Here is a 19828-nt window from a genome sequence, read left to right as displayed (position 1 = left end):
ACACACGTTGTGTGGTTTCATTAAAAGTCGGGTTACCCTATAGTAGCGCAACGCAATCACTTGGTTACAGGTCGCTAACCTCCATGAACAACATAGATACACTCATCAGCAACAATGCACTATGGTCAAAAATGCTGGTGGAGGAAGACCCCGGTTTTTTTGGAAAGCTCGCGCAAGCGCAGAATCCACGCTTTCTCTGGATTGGATGTTCCGACAGCCGTGTTCCGGCTGAGCGACTGACGGGCCTTGAGCCCGGCGAACTGTTTGTTCACCGTAACGTTGCCAACCTGGTGATTCATACCGATCTCAACTGCCTGTCTGTCGTTCAGTACGCCGTAGACGTCCTGGAGGTCGAGCACATCATTATTTGCGGTCACTACGGCTGCGGCGGCGTGCAGGCCGCTGTGGAAAACCCGGAACTGGGGCTCATCGATAACTGGCTGCTGCACATCCGCGATATCTGGTTCAAACATAGCTCACTGCTGGGTGAAATGCCGCAGGAGCGCCGAATGGACACGCTGTGTGAACTGAACGTGATGGAGCAGGTGTATAACCTGGGTCATTCAACGATCATGCAGTCAGCGTGGAAGCGCGGGCAGAAGGTCTCTATCCACGGCTGGGCGTACGGCATTCACGACGGCCTGCTGCGCAATCTGGAAGTGACCGCCACCAACCGCGAAACGTTGGAGCAGCGTTACCGTTCGGGCATTGCCAACCTCAAGCTTAAGCATGTGAACCATAAATAAAGCGGGGATTTTCGCCCTCTCCCTGTGGGAGAGGGCTGGGGTGAGGGCACCAGGCCGCACTACTCGTCCAGAAGCACAACCTTCCCAACATACGGCAGATGGCGGTAACGCTGCGCGTAGTCAATACCGTAACCGACAACGAACTCGTCCGGAATAGAGAAACCAACAAACTCCACCGGTACCTGCACTTCACGGCGGTCTGGTTTATCCAGCAGAGTACAGATGGCCAGGGATTTCGGCTCACGCAGGCTCAGGATCTCGCGCACTTTAGAAAGCGTGTTACCGGAGTCGATGATGTCTTCGACGATCAACACATCTTTGCCACGAATATCTTCATCCAGATCTTTCAGGATTTTCACATCACGGGTTGTGGACATGCCGCTGCCGTAGCTGGAGGCGGTCATAAAATCGACCTCATGCGACACCTGCACTTCACGACACAGGTCTGCCATGAACATGAAAGAGCCACGCAACAGACCAACCAGCACCATTTCGCTGCCGCTGTCCTTGTAATGTTCGGTGATTTGACGACCCAGTTCGGCGATACGCGCTTTGATCTCGGCTTCCGGGATCATCACTTCAACAGTATGTTTCATATTACTAACCATATGATTTTAATGAAAATCTCTCAATGCGGATGAATGTTATTCCGGCATCGATACGCAAGCCAGCCATTATATCAGCAAATGGCTAAGCCTGGCGTATGAGTTATAAAAAGCAAATATTGTGATTCCGATCACACTTGTTAATACCTATAATTAGTTGCTAGCAAATTATTAACAAAAACTGACGAGTACACTTTCTATGGCTGAAACAAACTCTAAACAGCCGCGTCTACTGGTGACACTAACAGCGTTATTCGCCGCCTTCTGCGGCCTGTACCTGTTAATCGGTGGCGTCTGGCTGGTCGCAATTGGCGGCTCCTGGTACTACCCCATTGCGGGCCTGGTTATGCTTGGCGTAACTGTTCTGCTCTGGCGTAGAAAACAATCCGCACTGTGGCTTTATGCGGCATTACTCCTCGCAACCATGATCTGGGGCGTCTGGGAAGTCGGGTTCGACTTCTGGGCACTGACGCCACGCAGCGACATTCTGGTCTTCTTCGGTATCTGGCTGATCCTGCCGTTCGTCTGGCGTCGCCTGATTGTGCCTTCCAGCGGTGCCGTTGCGGCGCTGCTTGTCGCTCTGCTAATCAGTGGCGGTATCCTGACCTGGGCTGGCTTTAACGACCCGCAGGAGATCAACGGTACGCTGAATGCGGAATCCACCCCTGCGGCGGCTATCTCGCAGGTGGCTGACGGCGACTGGCCAGCGTATGGCCGTAACCAGGAAGGTCAGCGCTACTCCCCGCTGAAGCAGATCAACGCGGACAACGTGAAAAACCTGAAAGAAGCCTGGGTATTCCGTACCGGCGATCTGAAGATGCCAAACGATCCGGGTGAACTGACCAACGAAGTGACGCCAATTAAAGTGGGCAACATGCTTTATCTGTGTACGGCGCACCAGCGTCTGTTCGCGCTCGACGCGGCCACTGGTAAAGAGAAATGGCACTTCGATCCGCAGCTGAACTCCAACCCGTCGTTCCAGCACATCACCTGCCGCGGTGTCTCTTACCACGAAGCGCGTGCGGATAATGCCAGCCCGGACGTCATTGCCGACTGTCCTCGCCGCATTATGCTGCCGGTGAACGATGGCCGCCTGTTCGCGATTAACGCCGAAACGGGCAAGCTGTGCGAAACCTTCGCCAACAAAGGTATCCTGAACCTGCAGACCAACATGCCGGACACCACGCCGGGTCTGTATGAACCCACCTCACCGCCAATCATCACCGATAAAACCATCGTGATTGCTGGTTCGGTCACGGATAACTTCTCTACCCGCGAAACCTCTGGCGTTATCCGTGGTTTCGACGTGAATACCGGTAAACTGCTGTGGGCCTTCGATCCGGGCGCGAAAGATCCTAATGCGATCCCGTCTGATGAACACACCTTTACCTTCAACTCGCCAAACTCCTGGGCACCGGCTGCGTATGATGCGAAGCTGGATCTGGTCTACTTGCCAATGGGCGTGACCACGCCTGATATCTGGGGCGGTAACCGTACCCCTGAGCAGGAACGTTATGCCAGCTCCATTCTGGCGCTGAACGCGACCACCGGTAAACTGGCGTGGAGCTACCAGACCGTACACCACGATCTGTGGGATATGGATATGCCGTCCCAGCCAACGCTGGCGGACGTTACCGTTAACGGCAAAACCGTTCCGGTGATTTATGCTCCGGCGAAAACCGGTAACATCTTCGTACTGGACCGCCGTAACGGCGAGCTGGTTGTACCTGCACCGGAAAAACCGGTTCCTCAGGGTGCGGCAAAAGGCGATTACGTCACGAAAACACAGCCGTTCTCCGAACTGAGCTTCCGTCCGAAGAAAGACCTCAGCGGCGCAGACATGTGGGGTGCCACCATGTTTGACCAGCTGGTGTGCCGCGTAATGTTCCATCAGCTGCGCTATGAAGGCATCTTTACCCCGCCTTCTGAGCAGGGCACGCTGGTCTTCCCGGGTAACCTTGGGATGTTCGAATGGGGCGGGATCTCCGTTGACCCTAACCGCCAGGTAGCGATCGCCAACCCGATGGCGCTGCCGTTTGTCTCTAAACTGATCCCACGTGGTCCGGGTAACCCGATGGAGCAGCCGAAAGACGCGAAAGGCAGCGGTACCGAAGCCGGTATTCAGCCGCAGTATGGCGTACCGTTTGGCGTGACCCTGAATCCGTTCCTGTCTCCGTTTGGTCTGCCGTGTAAACAGCCTGCCTGGGGGTATATCTCCGGTCTGGATCTGAAAACCAACCAGATCGTGTGGAAAAAACGTATTGGTACCCCGCAGGACAGCATGCCGTTCCCGATGCCGGTTCCGGTGCCGTTCAACATGGGTATGCCAATGCTGGGTGGCCCAATTTCCACCGCCGGTAACGTGCTGTTCATCGCGGCAACCGCAGATAACTACCTGCGCGCGTACAACATGACCAACGGTGAGAAACTGTGGCAAGGCCGTCTGCCAGCCGGTGGACAGGCAACGCCGATGACCTATGAAGTGAATGGCAAGCAGTACGTTGTCATCTCTGCGGGCGGTCACGGTTCGTTTGGCACGAAGATGGGCGACTATATTGTCGCCTATGCGTTGCCGGATGACGCAAAATAAATGCAAAACGGCAACCTCGGTTGCCGTTTTTTATGTTTGTTCCCTCTCCCACCGGGAGAGGGCCAGGGTGAGGGCATCAGGCCGCACCTGCGAAATGTAGGCCGGGTAAGGCGAAGCCGCCACCCGGCTTTTTTATACGGTAAAACCAAGCATCATCCCCGTATCTTCGTGTTCCAGCAGATGACAGTGCGCCATATAGGCAAACTCCTTTGGCGCCTCGTGGTCAAACTTCACCAGCACCTCGCTGACGCCGCCTTCCACTCTCACTGTATCTTTCCAGCCCGCGCGATGCGCATCCGGCGCTTTGCCGTTCTCTGAAAGAATACGGAACTGGGTGCCGTGAATATGGAACGGATGCAGCATCATGTCGCCTTCGCCTGAAATCACCCAGCGCTCATACTGCCCTTTTGTAGCAGCAAACATTGGCGTGTTCATATCGAACGCTTTGCCGTTGATCATATTGGCATTGTGGAAATCAAACCCGTGACCGCCGTGATTCATACCGCCCATCTTGCCGTGATCCATGTTCATATGGCCCATCATCTGCCCGTGGTGCATCCCCGCCATCGCCTGATCGCCATACTTTTTCATCAGCGCCTGCATGCCCATCATGTCGAGCATCGGATCCATGGAGAGCTGCAGCTTACGTTGCGTAAGCCCAGCCAGCGATGGAAGCGCCGGCAGCGTGGTTAAGGTGTCCGGCAGCGTACCGGAGGCGGTGATCTGCAGCGGCTGAATACGTAAAACCGGGTGTGGCTTATCGAATGGCGCAACGGCCATCCCCATCTGGCTGACCGGGAGCGTCACCAGGTCAAATGACTTACCGTCGCTGATGTCCACCAGCACCTCAAAGCGCTCGCCCATCAGCACAGGGAGTTCATTCACTTTGACCGGCTCAGGCAGCAGTCCTCCGTCGCTCGCCACGACGTACAGCGGACGATTATCGCTGGTGGCAAAGTTCAGCGAGCGCGCGTTGCATCCGTTGAGCAGACGTAACCGCAGCCAGCCTTTTGGTGCAGCGTGCTGGGGGTAGATCGCGCCATTAGTCAGCAGCGTATCGCCAAACCAGCCTACCGCCGCGGTCATCACATCCAGCTGATAATCAATCTGACCATCTGCGGAGAATTTTTTGTCCTGCACAATGACCGGCACATCGTCGATACCCCACTGTTTGGGCAGACGCAGCAGGCGACTTTCGTCATCTTCAATCAGCACCAGACCTGCCAGCCCCATGGCCACCTGATGGCCCGTTTTACCATGCTGATGCGGGTGGAACCAGCAGGTCGCCGCCCGCTGCTCGGGGGTAAAGGTCACGGTGCGCTTCCCGCCCGCTTTTATAATCCCTTGCGGGCCGCCGTCGACCTCGCCCGGCACTTCCAGCCCGTGCCAGTGCAGCGTCGTCTCTTCTGTCAGCGTGTTATGAATATCAACGGTGACGGCTTTTCCTCTGCGCAGTTGCAACGCCGGGCCAAGCACATTGCCGTTATAGCCCCAGGTGGTGGCGTTATTTTTACCAAACGCCGTTTTACCGGACTGAACCACCAGCTGGATACGGCCACGGGCATCGGCGGTCAATAAATCAGGAATGGGTAAGGCAGGTCTGTCAGCCGCCAGAACCGCGCGACTCCACAGTGGTAATGCGCTGGCAACCCCCAACGCAACGGAATATTTTAGAAATTCACGACGTTGCATATTCATTTCCTTATTTCGTGCAGACGATCTTTTGAGCATAAACCCTCCCCTTACCGGAAGGTCAAGTAACGCGGCAATAATAAAGATCGTCGCACTGGCACCAAATATGCTAACGTTGATTTTCCGTGATGCAGTGGTAGAAGCAATGAAGACGTTTTTCAGGACAATTTTGTTCACCAGCCTGATGGCAATGTGTGCGAACAGCTATGCGCTCAGTGAAAATGAAGCGGAAGATATGGCCGATCTGACGGCGGTTTTTGTGTTCCTGAAAAATGATTGTGGCTACCAGAATTTACCCAACGGGCAAATTCGTCGCGCACTGGTCTTTTTTGCCCAGCAGAACCAATGGGACCTCAGCAACTACGACAGCTTCGACATGAAAGCGCTCGGTGAAGACAGTTACCGTGATTTAAGCGGTATTGGCATCCCAACGGCAAAAAAATGCAAAGCGCTGGCCCGCGATTCGCTTAGCCTGCTCGCCTACGTGAAATAACCTTCCCGACGCCTCTTGTTTCGCCTGGAACCGTGCAACCACGGTTATAGTTAGCTATCATGTTTCGCTCATTTTTCGTGAGTGTAACGGATGTTAACGAAGAGGAGTCCGCGTATGGCCGACCACACGTTGTGGCATGAAACACTGCATGACCAGTTTGGTCAGTACTTTGCCGTTGATAACGTGCTTTATCATGAGAAAACCGATCATCAGGATCTGATCATCTTCGAGAATGCCGCTTTTGGCCGCGTGATGGCGCTGGACGGCGTGGTGCAAACCACCGAGCGAGATGAGTTTATCTATCATGAGATGATGACCCACGTCCCGCTGCTGGCCCATGGCCACGCGAAGCACGTGCTGATTATCGGCGGCGGCGACGGGGCGATGCTGCGCGAAGTCTCCCGCCACCAGTCCATTGAAACCATCACCATGGTAGAGATCGACGCGGGCGTGGTCTCATTCTGTCGTCAGTACCTGCCTAACCATAACGCGGGTAGCTACGACGATCCGCGCTTTAAGCTGGTGATTGACGATGGCGTGAACTTCGTCAACCAGACAACTCAGACGTTTGACGTCATTATCTCCGACTGTACCGACCCTATCGGCCCGGGCGCCTCGCTGTTTACCTCATCGTTCTACGAGGGTTGCAAGCGTTGTCTGAACCCTGGCGGTATCTTCGTGGCGCAAAATGGCGTCTGCTTCCTGCAGCAGGATGAAGCGCTCGACAGCCACCGCAAACTGAGCACCTATTTTGGCGATGTTAGCTTCTATCAGGCTGCCATTCCGACCTACTACGGCGGGATCATGACCTTTGCCTGGGCGACGGATAACGACGTCCTGCGTCATCTCTCCACGGAGATTATCCAGGCGCGCTTCCATCAGGCAGGTCTCCAGTGCCGTTACTACAATCCGGCGGTCCATACCGCAGCCTTCGCCTTGCCGCAGTACCTGCAAGATGCACTGTCCTCCCAGGGGGTGAACTAATTGAAAAAGCTTAAACTGCATGGCTTTAACAACCTGACCAAAAGCCTGAGTTTTTGTATTTACGATATCTGCTATGCCAAAACAGCGGAAGAGCGCGATGGCTACATCGCCTATATCGATGAACTCTACAATGCCAACCGACTGACCGAGATCCTGTCGGAAACCTGCTCTATTATCGGCGCAAATATTCTGAACATCGCCCGCCAGGATTATGAACCTCAGGGCGCCAGCGTGACCATTCTGGTCAGCGAAGAGCCGGTCGATCCTAAGCTTATCGACAAAACCGAGCACCCGGGCCCGCTGCCTGAAGTGGTTGTCGCCCACCTTGATAAAAGCCATATCTGCGTGCACACCTACCCGGAGAGCCACCCGGAAGGCGGCCTGTGTACGTTCCGCGCCGATATCGAAGTATCCACCTGCGGCGTGATCTCCCCGCTAAACGCGCTGAACTATTTAATTCACCAGCTGGAATCCGATATCGTCACCATTGATTATCGTGTGCGTGGTTTTACGCGCGATATCAATGGTATGAAGCACTTTATCGATCACGAGATCAACTCCATTCAGAACTTTATGTCCGAGGACATGAAATCGCTGTACGACATGATGGACGTGAACGTATACCAGGAGAACATCTTCCACACCAAGATGCTGCTTAAGGAGTTTGACCTTAAGCACTACATGTTCCACACAAAGCCAGAAGATTTAAGCGAAGAAGAGCGTAAGGTCATTACCGACCTGCTCTGGAAAGAGATGCGCGAAATCTACTACGGCCGCAATATTCCGGCCGTGTAAGACGCAGGTAAGCAGACAAAGAAGGAAAAGTGATGATTTTTCCTTCTTTATCATGCTGGTTATTTTCCTAAACAGTCGTTTGGGCCAGTATCATCGCCGCTTCCGTGCGGTTTCTGACTCCCAGTTGACGAAACAGGGCGTGAAGGTGATTTTTAACCGTCCCTTCCGCAATCCCGAGTACACGACAAATTTGCTTATTGCTATTTCCCTGAACAACAAGATGCAGAATCTCACGTTGTCGGGGTGATAGTGTGCACAGCGGGGATGGATAATTCTGCATGCGTATTAATTTATGTTCGCGCAGGCAACTATCCGGTAAATATATTCTCCCTTGCCGCACCCATTCAATTGCCTGCAATAACTCTTCCGACTCCATTTTCTTGGTTAAAATCCCTGCCGCACCACATTCCAGAAAATAAATCGGGTTGACATTATCCAGCCGTGAAAAATTCATCAACACTAAAATAGTGTCCGCCTGCGATTTTAACTGGGTTAATAACGCTCTTTTTTTCTCTATTTCATAATCCGCATCCAGAATAACAACATCCGTCCTGACTTTTATTAAACCTTTCCAGACCTCATCTTCGGTATGTGCTGCTGTGATGTGTAATGCGGGCGCAAGTTCCGCCCAACGGCATCGGATGCCATGAATGAACAGCGGCAATTCATCATAAATAAGTATATTCATTGTCGTCCCACTTAAATAATCGTTATCTTGTTAGCGGCACTTAAACCCTTCAAACAAACCTAAAACAACGGTTGCTGCGGGATGAAAAGTAATAACACCAGGAGAAACTTTCAATTGCAGGAGTAATGCCGGTTTAATTTATTAAGCACAGCCCGTCTCATTTCGCCATGTAACTTTCGATACAGACCATTCCATACAGACACAATGATTTCCGAAAACATAACTTTAAGCGCATAGATGCTTTTTTAATCGATATCCATGATTAATGGACAGACATATTCTGCTCCCCCCAAACATCGAGGAATGAATTATGCCAGATGCAAATGTTGATGCCGGATTTATTGGTTCAGTTATTAGTTCATTGCCGCTAGACAGTATGATTTCCGCGCCATTACAGGCAATGATTAAAGCCCAAACCCAGGCAGCCAAAAGTTATACCGATTTCTTATTAAGCGTCTGTATTAAAGATGGCAAAGCCGTTTCGGTACAGTTTGATTATGAGGAGACCCTCGTCGATGAGAAAGGCGTGACGACCGGTACGCAAACCAAAGTCATGCGTATTCCTCTGCTGGCGGCAGTGGTGCACCCCATCATCTGTATCGAAGAAGGGACCATCGACTTCGAGCTTGAGATCCATCAGAGCGCAGCCAGCAATGAAAGCAGCAGCCAGGAAGGCTCCCTGGAGGGCAAAATCGGCTGGGGTCCATTCTCCGTTAGCGTCAAGGGCAGCGTGAGCCATAAGTCAGAACAGACCCGTTCGACCGATACCCGTGCCAAATACTCCATCCACACCTCCGTTAAACGTCAGCCGATGCCGGAAGCACTTAGCCGCGTGGTCGATTATCTGACCAATGCTGCTACCAAACCGGCACAACGCGCTGGAGATCAACCCGCTGAACTGCCTGCAACCAACAGTTCAGGTCTGATTACACCAGCACCCGCCCCAGCCGCGCCTGCCCAGGGGGGTAACGGCTAACCCGTACAACGCATTTAAACGCATTTATTACCCCTTACAGGTGTCCGGTTAACGGGCACCTGCCTGATGGAGAAAAAATATGCCTGATTCACGTCGATTCTGGTTCAGCCGTAAAACGCCCGGCGATGTAAAGCCTGAAGCCAGTACCGAACCCCCGGCAGATAAACCGACGACGGTATCGTCAGATCCCCCCTCTGCCGCAACTCCGTCTCCTTCTCCCGCCGGGGAGGAGGAGAACGCCGGAAGCAATGACGGAGGTGGCGGCGGGGGCGATGACGGAACGCCGCCGCCCCCTGCCGGCAACAAGGGCAACCACGCGATGGGATTAGATGCCCTGGTACAAGGGCTCCAGCACGCCGCCTTTAGCGCCAACCAGTATATGGCCCATCAGTACGTTGCCGTGCTCTCGCAGCTATTTGAGCAGGCCCCGGACGGCAGCTACAAACCCGACTATGCCGAGCTTCAGCTGGATGACGGGCATCGATTGAACGTACCGCTGGTGACACTTGCTCCACCGCGCAATCTGTCAATGGAGAGAATGAAGATGCGCCTGACCGTTCGCGGTGATGCCACAGAAGCCATCAGCACGCTGACAGGACAGGGAGAGCGGGGTCACTTCCACGTCACGATGGCGCCCCAGCCCCATGAGGGCAAAACGGACAGCCAGAACATTGATATTGAAATTGATTTTGTCGCTCAGGAACCGCCGGAAGCGGTGCTGCGCCTGCTTGATGAATTTATCCACCGTATGACCCCCGTCCCCGTAAAGGAGAATAGCCATGAGTAATGCCTTGAAAACAACCGGCAATGGCGGCATTGCCCTTATCAAACAGTACGAAGGCCTGCGTTTAACCACCTACAAAGACGCAGTCGGTATTCCGACTATCGGTTATGGTCACGTCGAAAACCCGGTCCCGCCAGGCGGCACGCGGACCATCACCGCAGAAGCCGCAGAACAGCTCCTTCGTGATGACCTGCAGCGTTTTGAGCACGAGGTTAACAACATGCTGACTGTGGAGGTGACGCAGAACCAGTTCGATGCTCTGGTGAGCTTCGCCTTCAATCTGGGCCCGGCCAATCTGAAGAGTTCAACCCTGTTACGCAAAGTGAACAGCGGAGACGTTAACGGCGCCGCCGACGAATTTCTGAAATGGAACCATGCGGGTGGTCAGGTCCTGGCGGGCCTGACAGCACGTCGTAACGCTGAAAAAACTCTTTTTTTATCCTGATCAATCACGAGGTGTAAAATGACAATTCGAATTCTTTCCTGGCGTGCTGACTCCTTTATGCATGAGGCAGACGACCTGCGAAGTGCGGATAACGATCTTCTGACTCACGCCAAAGAGCGGATGGAGTTTCGTCTGAGCCAGGTTATTGCTGAGCTCAAAGCGGTGCTGGAAACTGACACCGGTAGCTGGGACCATACCTTTGTCACGCTTCCGGAATTTTTCTGGAATACCCGCTGGAGTAATGTGCTCAGTGAAGATGAACTCATGCAACTCGGTGACTTCTACATGGACCATGTCAGCGACTACGTTAACAGGCTGATTGGTGCCTTCCCGGCCCGTTCCGGGGATCCCTCTTCTGCCATCACGTTTCTGGCGGGAACATGTGCCATCCTCTACCGCGACGATAAAGAGAGTGAGAAGACGCCCTGCCACGATCCCGTTTTTCACGCTGTGAATTGGCTGCTGTGCGGGCAGAATACCCGTAGCGATAAATCTCTGACGATGTGGCCAAAACGCTACGTTTCCACAATTGATTTCTTTCCTCAGGTGAACGGTCACGCGATCCCAGGTCATATTTCAGCCCAATTGCCGAATGGTCAAATCATTCATATTGGCAGCAGCAGTGAAGTGTCGGCAGAATCAGTGCATGGGATCGTCATCACCGATTACTTCACCAATACTTATGCTGACGATAAGCCATTTAGCATTGATATCTGCCTGGATTATTTTACCCAGAACGGTGTTCGCCCGGCGGGCTGGGAACAGCGGGTAGCGGAGCTGCGGAGTAAACACAGTGACATTGATTTCCTGATAGCCTGCGGAATGCCGGCTGGCGATCCGCCGCAAAACCCTGGCGGCGTACAATTCCTTGTACGCAACGATGGTATGCCAGGCGTTTCCCAATGTCAGGCGTGGTCGTTCAGCGCCAGGGGGGCGTCACCCGTTGCGGCGACCAACCCGACCGCTAATTTTGTGAGATTTTTGCTGTAGAGCGAAACCAGCGAATTCCCTCCGACACGCTTCGGAGGGAATTTCATTTATTTCTGTTTCATAAACTCCCGGTACGCCGCCACGACCTGCAGAAAGTCCTCCACGCCACACAGCGACAGGCTCTCTTCGTCGTAATAGCTCATCCCCTCTTCCATCTCGTCGCCCGAGAATTCCAGCTGGTTGGCCCGCACCATCACCTCTTCGCCATCCATCCACAGCGTGTATTCATGACCCGCACGTTGCCAGGAGCGTTCACTGCCTTTTATCGTATTCGCCGCCTGTTCAACTTCATCAAGAAGCGCAAGATTTTCTTTCACTTCTTCGTTAAACCAGTGTCCAACGGCTTCGTGGCCCATCGACATACGCACTTTCACCACCCCGGTGATGTCGCGCAGAAATTCGTAATCCATAGTGTTTTCCTCTGCAAAGCCATTACGGTAATTATCGCAGCAGAGAGGAAGAAAAAAAGCGTGTGAGGTGGGAGGAATGAAAATAAAAAGGTGAGAGCAAGGCCCTGCGGCCTGATGCCCTCACCCCGGCCCTCTCCCACGGGAGAGGGTGCAAACACTAAAAACCGTCTCGTGGAGACGGTTTTGCTTTTATACCGCCGTCTGGAAGATCACCCCGTCAGCTTTCTCGGTGTACTGAGAGAGCTGGTCGAAGTTCAGATAGCGATAGGTATCCACCGCCGTCTTATCAACCTGAGCAACGAAGGTCTGGTACTCTTCCGGCGTTGGCAGTTTGCCAATCAGCGCCGCAACCGCCGCCAGCTCAGCAGACGCCAGGTAGACGTTCGCACCGGTACCTAAACGGTTCGGGAAGTTACGGGTAGAGGTGGAGACCACCGTCGCACCGTCTGCCACGCGCGCCTGGTTACCCATACACAGGGAACAGCCCGGGATTTCGATGCGCGCACCGCTCTTACCAAACACGCTGTAGTAACCCTCTTCAGTCAGCTGCGCCGCATCCATACGGGTTGGTGGCGCTACCCACAGGCGGGTTGGCAGTTGGCCTTTATGAGTATCCAGCAGTTTACCGGCAGCACGGAAGTGACCGATGTTGGTCATACAGGAACCGATGAACACTTCGTCGATCTTATCGCCCTGCACGTCAGACAGCAGACGCGCATCGTCAGGATCGTTCGGCGCACAGAGAATTGGCTCTTTAATGTCTGCCAGATCGATGTCGATCACCGCCGCATATTCTGCGTCAGCATCGGCTTCCAGCAGCTGCGGATCCGCCAGCCATTTCTCCATCCCCTGAATACGACGCTCCAGCGTACGACGGTCGCCGTAGCCTTCCGCAATCATCCACTTCAGCAGGACGATGTTAGAGTTCAGATACTCAATGATCGGCTCTTTGTTCAGCTTGATGGTACAACCCGCGGCGGAACGCTCTGCAGACGCATCGGTCAGCTCGAACGCCTGCTCAACTTTGAGGTCCGGCAGCCCTTCAATTTCCAGGATGCGGCCAGAGAAGATGTTTTTCTTACCTTTCTTCTCAACGGTCAGCAGGCCCTGTTTGATGGCATACAGCGGGATAGCGTGAACCAGGTCGCGCAGGGTGATACCCGGCTGCATTTTACCTTTGAAGCGCACCAGTACCGATTCCGGCATATCCAGCGGCATCACGCCGGTCGCTGCGGCAAACGCCACCAGACCGGAGCCCGCCGGGAAGGAGATACCAATCGGGAAACGGGTATGGGAGTCACCGCCGGTACCCACGGTATCCGGCAGCAGCATACGGTTCAGCCAGGAGTGGATAACGCCGTCGCCCGGACGCAGAGAGACGCCGCCACGGTTCATGATGAAGTCTGGCAGCGTGTGGTGCGTGGTTACGTCAACCGGCTTCGGATACGCCGCCGTGTGACAGAAGGACTGCATGACCAGATCGGACGAGAAGCCCAGGCACGCCAGGTCTTTCAGCTCGTCACGGGTCATTGGGCCAGTGGTGTCCTGAGAGCCCACAGAGGTCATCTTCGGCTCGCAGTAAGCGCCAGGACGGATACCGGCCACGCCGCACGCGCGGCCAACCATTTTCTGCGCCAGCGAGAAGCCACGATTGCTTTCTGCTACGTCTTTCGCATGACGGAACACGTCTGAGTGCGGCAGACCCAGCGCTTCACGCGCTTTGGTGGTCAGGCCACGACCGATGATCAGCGGGATACGGCCACCGGCACGCACTTCGTCGATCAGTACGTCGGTTTTCAGCTCGAAGCTCGCCATCAGCTCGTTGGTGTCGTGGTTACGGACTTCACCTTTATACGGGTAAACGTCAATCACGTCGCCCATGTTCAGGTTAGAGACATCCACTTCAATTGGCAGTGCGCCAGCATCTTCCATGGTGTTGAAGAAGATTGGGGCAATCTTACCGCCCAGGCACAGGCCGCCACCGCGTTTGTTCGGCACATGCGGAATATCGTCACCCATAAACCACAGGACGGAGTTAGTGGCGGATTTACGGGAAGAACCGGTACCGACTACGTCACCGACGTAAGCCAGCGGGAACCCTTTTTTCTGCAACGCTTCGATCTGTTTGATCGGGCCGACAACGCCTGGCTGATCCGGCTCAATGCCTTCACGGGCGTTTTTCAGCATCGCCAGAGCGTGCAGCGGGATATCCGGGCGAGACCATGCATCCGGTGCCGGAGAGAGGTCATCAGTGTTGGTTTCACCGGTGACTTTGAATACGGTAACGGTAATTTTTTCAGCCAGCGCAGGACGGTTCAGGAACCATTCGGCATCGGCCCAGGACTGCATCACCTGCTTCGCATAGACGTTGCCTGCTTTGGCTTTTTCTTCCACATCGTAGAAGTTATCGAACATCAGCAGCGTTGAAGAGAGCGCTTTAGCGGCAATCGGTGCCAGCTTGTCGTTATCCAGCGCGTCAATCAGCGGATGAATGTTATAACCACCCTGCATGGTGCCGAGCAGTTCAATGGCTTTTTCAGGAGTAACCAGTGGGGAGGTGGCTTCGCCTTTGGCGATAGCAGCAAGGAATCCGGCTTTTACGTAGGCAGCTTCATCTACGCCAGGCGGTACGCGGTTGATCAGCAGATCTAACAGGAATTCTTCTTCGCCCTTAGGCGGGTTCTTCAGCAGCTCGACGAGCGCGGCCATTTGGGTTGCATCTAACGGTTTGGGTACAATTCCCTCGGCGGCACGTTCTGCTACGTGCTTACGGTATTCTTCTAGCACGACGGTTCTCCTCGCTCTCATTGTCATATGCGGCGGGCGTTCTCTTCACGCTCCTGTGAGACAGCAGTTTGTAGGGTAAATGCCCGATACCGCGTCGGGCAGCATAGCAGGATTTCTGCACAGTGTTAATCCGTTTACAAAAAAGCAACATTAAAAAATTTGCTGAATCGTTAAGCATGGTGTAGAGGGCTGACGGGGGGAATTTTGGCAACAAAAAAACCGCCTGAAAGCGGTTTATTTGTTGCCTTGCGGTGGTAGCACACCGGGTTGGCAGATTTGCGGCAACACCAACGTGAAATATTGTGCATCACTCCCTGTGGGCTTGCAAGCTGCTATCACGATTTTGCGTAGCGCCTTCCCATTTCGTATGAAAGCCCATGTAATTGCATTTTTTGCCTTCTTCAGATCCATTGAATTGACTATTCTTCTCCGCGGCCTGCTCCGCTGGTGTAGCAACCAGTCACCGGGCCCGGGAGCAGTTCCTTCATCTACGCGGCAACATCAACTTGCCAGGTTCTGCCTTTCCCGGTGAAGAATGAACCCGCGTAGCCTGTACAGGAACGCACGCAATGGAGATGCGAATCACTGCGCTGATCGTTGCGCTCGGTTTACTGCTTACGGCACTGCACGGTGGCTGGAACATATCCGACATCACGGTGCTGTTTGTTGTCAACCTCGGCAACTAGCTGCTGGCCGCTCGCAAGAGCGGCCTTCTGAAATCCAGCGGCTTTTCAGCTATCACATATAATTGTGTAATAAATACTCACACTCTTTATCCGGACGTACCGGCAGTTCCCCAACAAAAGTCAAAACAGTAAAAGGCGAGTGAATAATACTCACGCCAACCGTAACGCCTCACGGCACAGCGCTTGTCTCGTTGGAGTCATTTTATGAAGTTGCCCTTTAAACCCCATCTGCTTGTTCTTCTGTGCAGTGCCGGGCTGTTTGCCGCCTCAGGCGTCATGTTTGTCAAAAGTCGGGCGACAGAGCCTGTCGCCCCCGCTCCCGTCGCACAACAACCGGTAACCCCCGCAGCAGCGCAACCCGCCTCTGTCGTCTCCCCAGCCTATACGGCCGCGCAAATCGATCAGTGGGTTGCTCCCATCGCGCTCTATCCGGATGCCCTGCTGTCACAAATTTTAATGGCCTCGACCTACCCGGCCAACGTCATCCAGGCGGCGCAGTGGTCCAAAGACAACCCTAAAATGGAAGGAGACGCCGCTATCCAGGCCGTTGCCAGCCAGCCCTGGGATCCCAGCGTAAAATCGTTGGTCGCGTTTCCTCAACTGATGTCGCTGATGGGTGAAAACCCGCCGTGGGTACAAAATCTGGGGGATGCGTTTCTCGCGCAACCGAAGGATGTCATGGATTCCGTCCAACGCCTGCGCGCGCTGGCTCAAAAGACCGGCGCCTTACAATCAACGCCTCAGCAGACGGTCACCACCGTGACGAAACCTGCCCCGGCCAAATCGGCCACCAGCGAATCGACGACTTCCACCACGCCTGCCCCGACGGTGATCAAAATTGAATCCGCGGATCCGCAGGTCGTATACGTCCCCACCTATAACCCCAATACCGTTTACGGTACCTGGCCAAACACGGCTTACCCGCCAACCTATCTTCCTCCTTCTCCGGGAGAGCAGTTTACGGATAGTCTGGTCAAAGGCTTAGGCTTCAGCCTGGGCGTGGCGACAACCTACGCCATCTTCAGCAACATCGACTGGGATGATGACGACGACTGGGACCACCATCATGACGATGACTGGAATCACGGCGGCTATAACCGCAACGGTGATAACAATATCAATATCAACGTTGAGAACTTCAACAAAATCAGTGGGCAACGCCTGACGGATGCCAACCGCACCTGGCAGCATAACCCGGCGTATCGGGAAGGTGTGCCCTACCCCACCAGCCAGCTTAATAACCGCTTCCATTCCACTAACACGGTAACGGGGCTCAGTTCTACGCAGCAAAAACCGGTTAACCGCGACAGCCAGCGTCAGGCGGCCCTGAGCCAGATGGAGAAATCGACGGGTAAAACCTTCCCGCAAACCGCGCGTCCGGGAACCAGAGATGCACAGCGCCAGGCTTCAGGCGAACAGCTGAAGCAGATATCCCAGCGCAACAACTACCGTGGCTACGACACCAGACCGCAAACGGCAAAGCGAACCACCTCGCAGCAGCGTGATAATCACCCTGCCGTAACCCAGCGACAGGAGAAACGGATCGCGCAGCCTGCTCAGCAACGCCATATCCCGCAGCGAACCAGCCAGCCTCGCGCAAATGCCCTGAGCGGCAACGACAGCCGCTCTGCCAACTGGCAAGCCCAGCAGCAACGGGGGGCGCAAAGCAGACAACTGGCTGCCCGTCATCAGCAGCCGCGTCAGGCCCCTGCCGGACGTGCTGAACACCGTGAATTCCGTCATCGTTAAGGGAGCCAACATGAAAAAGAATCTTGTCTGTGGAATGGTGTTGTTCATGATGTCCGCCGCTGCGATGGCACAGCAATCCTTCAGCACGCCCGCTCAGGCGACCGATGCGCTGGCGCATGCCATCAGTGAGCAGAATGAAACGGCGATGAACAATCTGCTTGGAGAGAACTGGCGCGATTTTCTGCCGCCAGAAGGGGTCGATCCTGATGCCGTCGATCGTTTCCTGCGCGACTGGAAGGTGCGGCACAACACGGTTATCGATGGTAATACGGCGCATCTGGTCGTCGGAAATAACGACTGGCAGTTGCCCATCCCGGTTGTCAAAACCGCTGCCGGATGGCAATTCGATATCAAGGAGGGCGCCGAGGAGATCCTGACCCGCGAGATCGGGCGTAACGAGCTTGCCGCCATCGAAGCATTACATGCCTATGTGGATGCCCAGCAGAGCTATTTCGCCATGAATCAAAAATACGCGCAGAAAATTGTCAGCTCTGAAGGGAAAAAAGATGGTCTCTACTGGCCCGTTTCGCCGGGTGAAGCCCCCAGCCCGCTGGGGCCGGCCTTCAGCCCCAAAGAGCCCGGTGCAGGCTATCACGGCTATCGGTTCCGTATCCTGCCTGATGAGAAAGGCTTTGCGATGGTGGCATGGCCCGTCAGCTATGGCCAGACAGGCGTCATGAGCTTTGTCATAAACCAGGATGACAAAGTGTACCAGGCCGATCTCGGCAATGACTCTGAGCAGAAAGCCCGGGCGTTAACTACCTATAATCCGGATAAAACCTGGCAGCCTGTGGCTCCCTGAATCCAGCACATAAAAAAAGCGGCCACAGGCCGCTTTTTTTGTCTGAAGAAACTTATTTCTTCTTCGCTTTCGCGTTTGGCAGGTCGGTGATGCTACCTTCAAACACTTCTGCCGCCAGGCCCACGGACTCGTGCAGAGTTGGGTGAGCGTGGATGGTCAGCGCGATGTCTTCCGCGTCGCAACCCATTTCGATCGCCAGACCGATTTCACCCAGCAGTTCGCCGCCGTTGGTACCGACAATCGCACCACCGATAACGCGGTGAGTCTCTTTGTCGAAGATCAGTTTGGTCATACCGTCTGCGCAGTCGGAAGCGATAGCACGGCCAGAAGCAGCCCACGGGAAGGTGGCGGTTTCGTAGCTGATGCCTTTCTCTTTCGCTTCTTTCTCGGTCAGACCGACCCATGCCACTTCTGGCTCGGTGTACGCGATAGATGGGATCACTTTCGGATCGAAGTAGTGTTTCATGCCGGCGATAACTTCAGCGGCAACGTGACCTTCGTGAACACCTTTGTGCGCCAGCATTGGCTGACCGACGATATCGCCGATAGCAAAGATGTGCGGCACGTTAGTGCGCAGCTGTTTGTCAACGCGGATGAAGCCACGGTCGTCCACTTCCACGCCAGCTTTGCCCGCGTCGAGGTTCTTACCGTTCGGCACACGGCCGATCGCCACCAGCACGGCGTCGTAACGCTGTGGTTCGGATGGCGCTTTTTTACCTTCCATGGAAACGTAAATACCGTCTTCTTTCGCTTCAACGGCAGTCACTTTGGTTTCCAGCATCAGGTTGAATTTCTTGCTGATACGCTTGGTGAAGACTTTAACGATGTCTTTATCCGCAGCCGGGATAACCTGGTCGAACATTTCAACCACGTCAATGTCTGAACCCAGCGCATGGTACACGGTACCCATTTCCAGACCGATGATACCGCCGCCCATAACCAGCAGACGTTTTGGAACGGTTTTCAGTTCCAGGGCATCGGTGGAATCCCACACGCGTGGATCTTCATGTGGAATGAATGGCAGTTCGATTGGACGAGAGCCCGCCGCGATGATCGCGTTGTCGAAGTTGATTACGGTTTTGCCGTTTTCGCCTTCCACTTCAAGGGTGTTCGCGCCGGTGAATTTACCCAGACCGTTAACCACTTTCACTTTACGGCCTTTCGCCATGCCAGCCAGACCACCGGTCAGCTGAGTGATAACTTTCTCTTTCCAGGTACGGATTTTATCGATATCGGTTTTCGGCTCGCCGAAGACGATACCGTGTTCAGCCAGCGCTTTGGCTTCTTCGATAACTTTCGCTACGTGCAGCAGCGCTTTAGAAGGGATACAACCTACGTTCAGACAAACACCACCAAGGGTGTTGTAACGTTCTACGATGACGGTTTCCAGACCTAAATCAGCGCAACGGAAGGCTGCAGAGTAACCTGCGGGACCTGCCCCAAGTACCACGACCTGAGTTTTGATTTCAGTACTCATCATGACCTCTTATTGATTTCCGGCGGTCCAGGTACTTGTCGCCCTTCATCCACCGGGACGTTCTATCCGCTCGCAGTTTACAAAATTGTTAACAATTTTGAAACAACAAACGGCTCACGAATTGTCGCT

General features: G+C 54.3%; 17 protein-coding genes. 11 read left to right on the top strand and 6 right to left on the bottom strand.

The window, feature by feature from the left end; all coding sequences use genetic code 11:
* Positions 1-83 precede the first annotated feature (83 nt).
* Positions 84-746 carry a carbonate dehydratase gene (can, locus tag ACQG2G_RS03870; RefSeq protein ID WP_013095615.1) on the top strand — a complete coding sequence of 221 codons (663 nt, stop codon included), beginning with the start codon at positions 84-86 and terminating at the stop codon, positions 744-746.
* Positions 747-805: 59 nt separating this feature from the next.
* Here can and hpt read toward each other — a convergent pair whose 3' ends face one another.
* Entirely contained in the window at positions 806-1342 is a 537-nt protein-coding gene (hpt, locus tag ACQG2G_RS03865; RefSeq protein WP_013095614.1) for a hypoxanthine phosphoribosyltransferase, read from the bottom strand.
* 208 nt (positions 1343-1550) lie between these two features.
* Here hpt and ACQG2G_RS03860 point away from each other — a divergent pair, with 208 nt between their 5' ends.
* Positions 1551-3941, top strand: a complete 2391-nt coding sequence (locus tag ACQG2G_RS03860; protein WP_047352021.1) for a glucose/quinate/shikimate family membrane-bound PQQ-dependent dehydrogenase — start codon at positions 1551-1553, stop codon at positions 3939-3941.
* A gap of 132 nt (positions 3942-4073) precedes the next feature.
* Here ACQG2G_RS03860 and cueO read toward each other — a convergent pair whose 3' ends face one another.
* Positions 4074-5633, bottom strand: coding sequence for a multicopper oxidase CueO (gene cueO / locus ACQG2G_RS03855; RefSeq protein WP_248766779.1), 1560 nt, complete (start codon positions 5631-5633; stop codon positions 4074-4076).
* A 145-nt stretch (positions 5634-5778) separates the two neighbouring features.
* On the opposite strand from cueO, the gene ACQG2G_RS03850 reads away from it, so the two are divergent.
* From ACQG2G_RS03850 to speD, 3 genes are all read left to right on the top strand, one after another.
* The gene (locus ACQG2G_RS03850) at positions 5779-6126 is read left to right on the top strand and encodes a YacC family pilotin-like protein (RefSeq protein WP_014830675.1); all 348 of its coding nucleotides are present in this window, start codon (positions 5779-5781) and stop codon (positions 6124-6126) included.
* Positions 6127-6240: 114 nt separating this feature from the next.
* Complete coding sequence (gene speE, locus ACQG2G_RS03845; RefSeq protein WP_013095610.1) at positions 6241-7110, top strand: polyamine aminopropyltransferase; 870 nt, start codon at positions 6241-6243, stop codon at positions 7108-7110.
* Positions 7111-7905 carry an adenosylmethionine decarboxylase gene (gene speD / locus ACQG2G_RS03840; RefSeq protein ID WP_013095609.1) on the top strand — a complete coding sequence of 265 codons (795 nt, stop codon included), beginning with the start codon at positions 7111-7113 and terminating at the stop codon, positions 7903-7905.
* Positions 7906-7972: 67 nt separating this feature from the next.
* Here the strand turns inward: speD and ACQG2G_RS03835 are convergent, their stop codons facing one another.
* Positions 7973-8593 carry a LuxR C-terminal-related transcriptional regulator gene (locus tag ACQG2G_RS03835; RefSeq protein WP_013095608.1) on the bottom strand — a complete coding sequence of 207 codons (621 nt, stop codon included), beginning with the start codon at positions 8591-8593 and terminating at the stop codon, positions 7973-7975.
* A gap of 310 nt (positions 8594-8903) precedes the next feature.
* Here ACQG2G_RS03835 and ACQG2G_RS03830 point away from each other — a divergent pair, with 310 nt between their 5' ends.
* The 4 genes from ACQG2G_RS03830 (at position 8904) to ACQG2G_RS03815 (ending at position 11788) form a co-directional block, all read left to right on the top strand.
* Entirely contained in the window at positions 8904-9569 is a 666-nt protein-coding gene (locus ACQG2G_RS03830) for a DUF2589 domain-containing protein (protein ID WP_040022115.1), read from the top strand.
* 79 nt (positions 9570-9648) lie between these two features.
* Positions 9649-10356, top strand: a complete 708-nt coding sequence (locus ACQG2G_RS03825; protein WP_045902556.1) for a DUF2589 domain-containing protein — start codon at positions 9649-9651, stop codon at positions 10354-10356.
* Positions 10349-10798, top strand: coding sequence for a lysozyme (locus tag ACQG2G_RS03820; protein WP_023620924.1), 450 nt, complete (start codon positions 10349-10351; stop codon positions 10796-10798). The genes ACQG2G_RS03825 and ACQG2G_RS03820 overlap by 8 nt, the downstream gene beginning before the upstream one ends.
* Positions 10799-10816: 18 nt before the next feature.
* Entirely contained in the window at positions 10817-11788 is a 972-nt protein-coding gene (locus tag ACQG2G_RS03815; protein WP_061772271.1) for a hypothetical protein, read from the top strand.
* Between the two features lie 47 nt (positions 11789-11835).
* Here the strand turns inward: ACQG2G_RS03815 and yacL are convergent, their stop codons facing one another.
* Together yacL and acnB are read right to left on the bottom strand one after the other, a co-directional pair.
* A complete protein-coding gene (yacL, locus tag ACQG2G_RS03810) occupies positions 11836-12198 on the bottom strand; it encodes a protein YacL (protein WP_013095603.1) in 363 nt (120 codons plus the stop codon).
* 189 nt (positions 12199-12387) lie between these two features.
* Positions 12388-14985, bottom strand: coding sequence for a bifunctional aconitate hydratase 2/2-methylisocitrate dehydratase (acnB, locus tag ACQG2G_RS03805; RefSeq protein ID WP_061772272.1), 2598 nt, complete (start codon positions 14983-14985; stop codon positions 12388-12390).
* A gap of 890 nt (positions 14986-15875) precedes the next feature.
* Between acnB and ACQG2G_RS03800 the strand changes: the two genes are divergently transcribed.
* Entirely contained in the window at positions 15876-17420 is a 1545-nt protein-coding gene (locus tag ACQG2G_RS03800) for a DUF3300 domain-containing protein (RefSeq protein ID WP_248078616.1), read from the top strand.
* 10 nt (positions 17421-17430) lie between these two features.
* Positions 17431-18222: a DUF2950 family protein gene (locus tag ACQG2G_RS03795; protein WP_038418689.1), complete on the top strand. Its 792-nt coding sequence runs from the start codon at positions 17431-17433 to the stop codon at positions 18220-18222.
* A 52-nt stretch (positions 18223-18274) separates the two neighbouring features.
* On the opposite strand, the gene lpdA is transcribed toward ACQG2G_RS03795, so the two are convergent.
* Complete coding sequence (gene lpdA / locus ACQG2G_RS03790) at positions 18275-19699, bottom strand: dihydrolipoyl dehydrogenase (RefSeq protein ID WP_014830669.1); 1425 nt, start codon at positions 19697-19699, stop codon at positions 18275-18277.
* Positions 19700-19828: the final 129 nt, after the last annotated feature.

This window comes from Enterobacter cloacae complex sp. 382A5, from assembly GCF_050031095.1.
In the GTDB taxonomy this organism is placed as follows: domain Bacteria; phylum Pseudomonadota; class Gammaproteobacteria; order Enterobacterales; family Enterobacteriaceae; genus Enterobacter; species Enterobacter cloacae.
Note: the sequence above shows the minus strand (reverse complement) of the source record. Positions and strands in the feature narration are given on the sequence as shown.

Coding starts and splice junctions, on each gene's coding strand:
- ACQG2G_RS03795 (WP_038418689.1), top strand. CDS start 17,431: ATGAAAAAGAATCTTGTCTGTGGAATGGTGTTGTTCATGATGTCCGCC.
- ACQG2G_RS03815 (WP_061772271.1), top strand. CDS start 10,817: ATGACAATTCGAATTCTTTCCTGGCGTGCTGACTCCTTTATGCATGAG.
- ACQG2G_RS03820 (WP_023620924.1), top strand. CDS start 10,349: ATGAGTAATGCCTTGAAAACAACCGGCAATGGCGGCATTGCCCTTATC.
- speE (WP_013095610.1), top strand. CDS start 6,241: ATGGCCGACCACACGTTGTGGCATGAAACACTGCATGACCAGTTTGGT.
- cueO (WP_248766779.1), bottom strand. CDS start 5,633: ATGCAACGTCGTGAATTTCTAAAATATTCCGTTGCGTTGGGGGTTGCC.
- ACQG2G_RS03825 (WP_045902556.1), top strand. CDS start 9,649: ATGCCTGATTCACGTCGATTCTGGTTCAGCCGTAAAACGCCCGGCGAT.
- can (WP_013095615.1), top strand. CDS start 84: ATGAACAACATAGATACACTCATCAGCAACAATGCACTATGGTCAAAA.
- lpdA (WP_014830669.1), bottom strand. CDS start 19,699: ATGAGTACTGAAATCAAAACTCAGGTCGTGGTACTTGGGGCAGGTCCC.
- ACQG2G_RS03835 (WP_013095608.1), bottom strand. CDS start 8,593: ATGAATATACTTATTTATGATGAATTGCCGCTGTTCATTCATGGCATC.
- ACQG2G_RS03850 (WP_014830675.1), top strand. CDS start 5,779: ATGAAGACGTTTTTCAGGACAATTTTGTTCACCAGCCTGATGGCAATG.
- ACQG2G_RS03860 (WP_047352021.1), top strand. CDS start 1,551: ATGGCTGAAACAAACTCTAAACAGCCGCGTCTACTGGTGACACTAACA.
- yacL (WP_013095603.1), bottom strand. CDS start 12,198: ATGGATTACGAATTTCTGCGCGACATCACCGGGGTGGTGAAAGTGCGT.
- hpt (WP_013095614.1), bottom strand. CDS start 1,342: ATGAAACATACTGTTGAAGTGATGATCCCGGAAGCCGAGATCAAAGCG.
- ACQG2G_RS03830 (WP_040022115.1), top strand. CDS start 8,904: ATGCCAGATGCAAATGTTGATGCCGGATTTATTGGTTCAGTTATTAGT.
- ACQG2G_RS03800 (WP_248078616.1), top strand. CDS start 15,876: ATGAAGTTGCCCTTTAAACCCCATCTGCTTGTTCTTCTGTGCAGTGCC.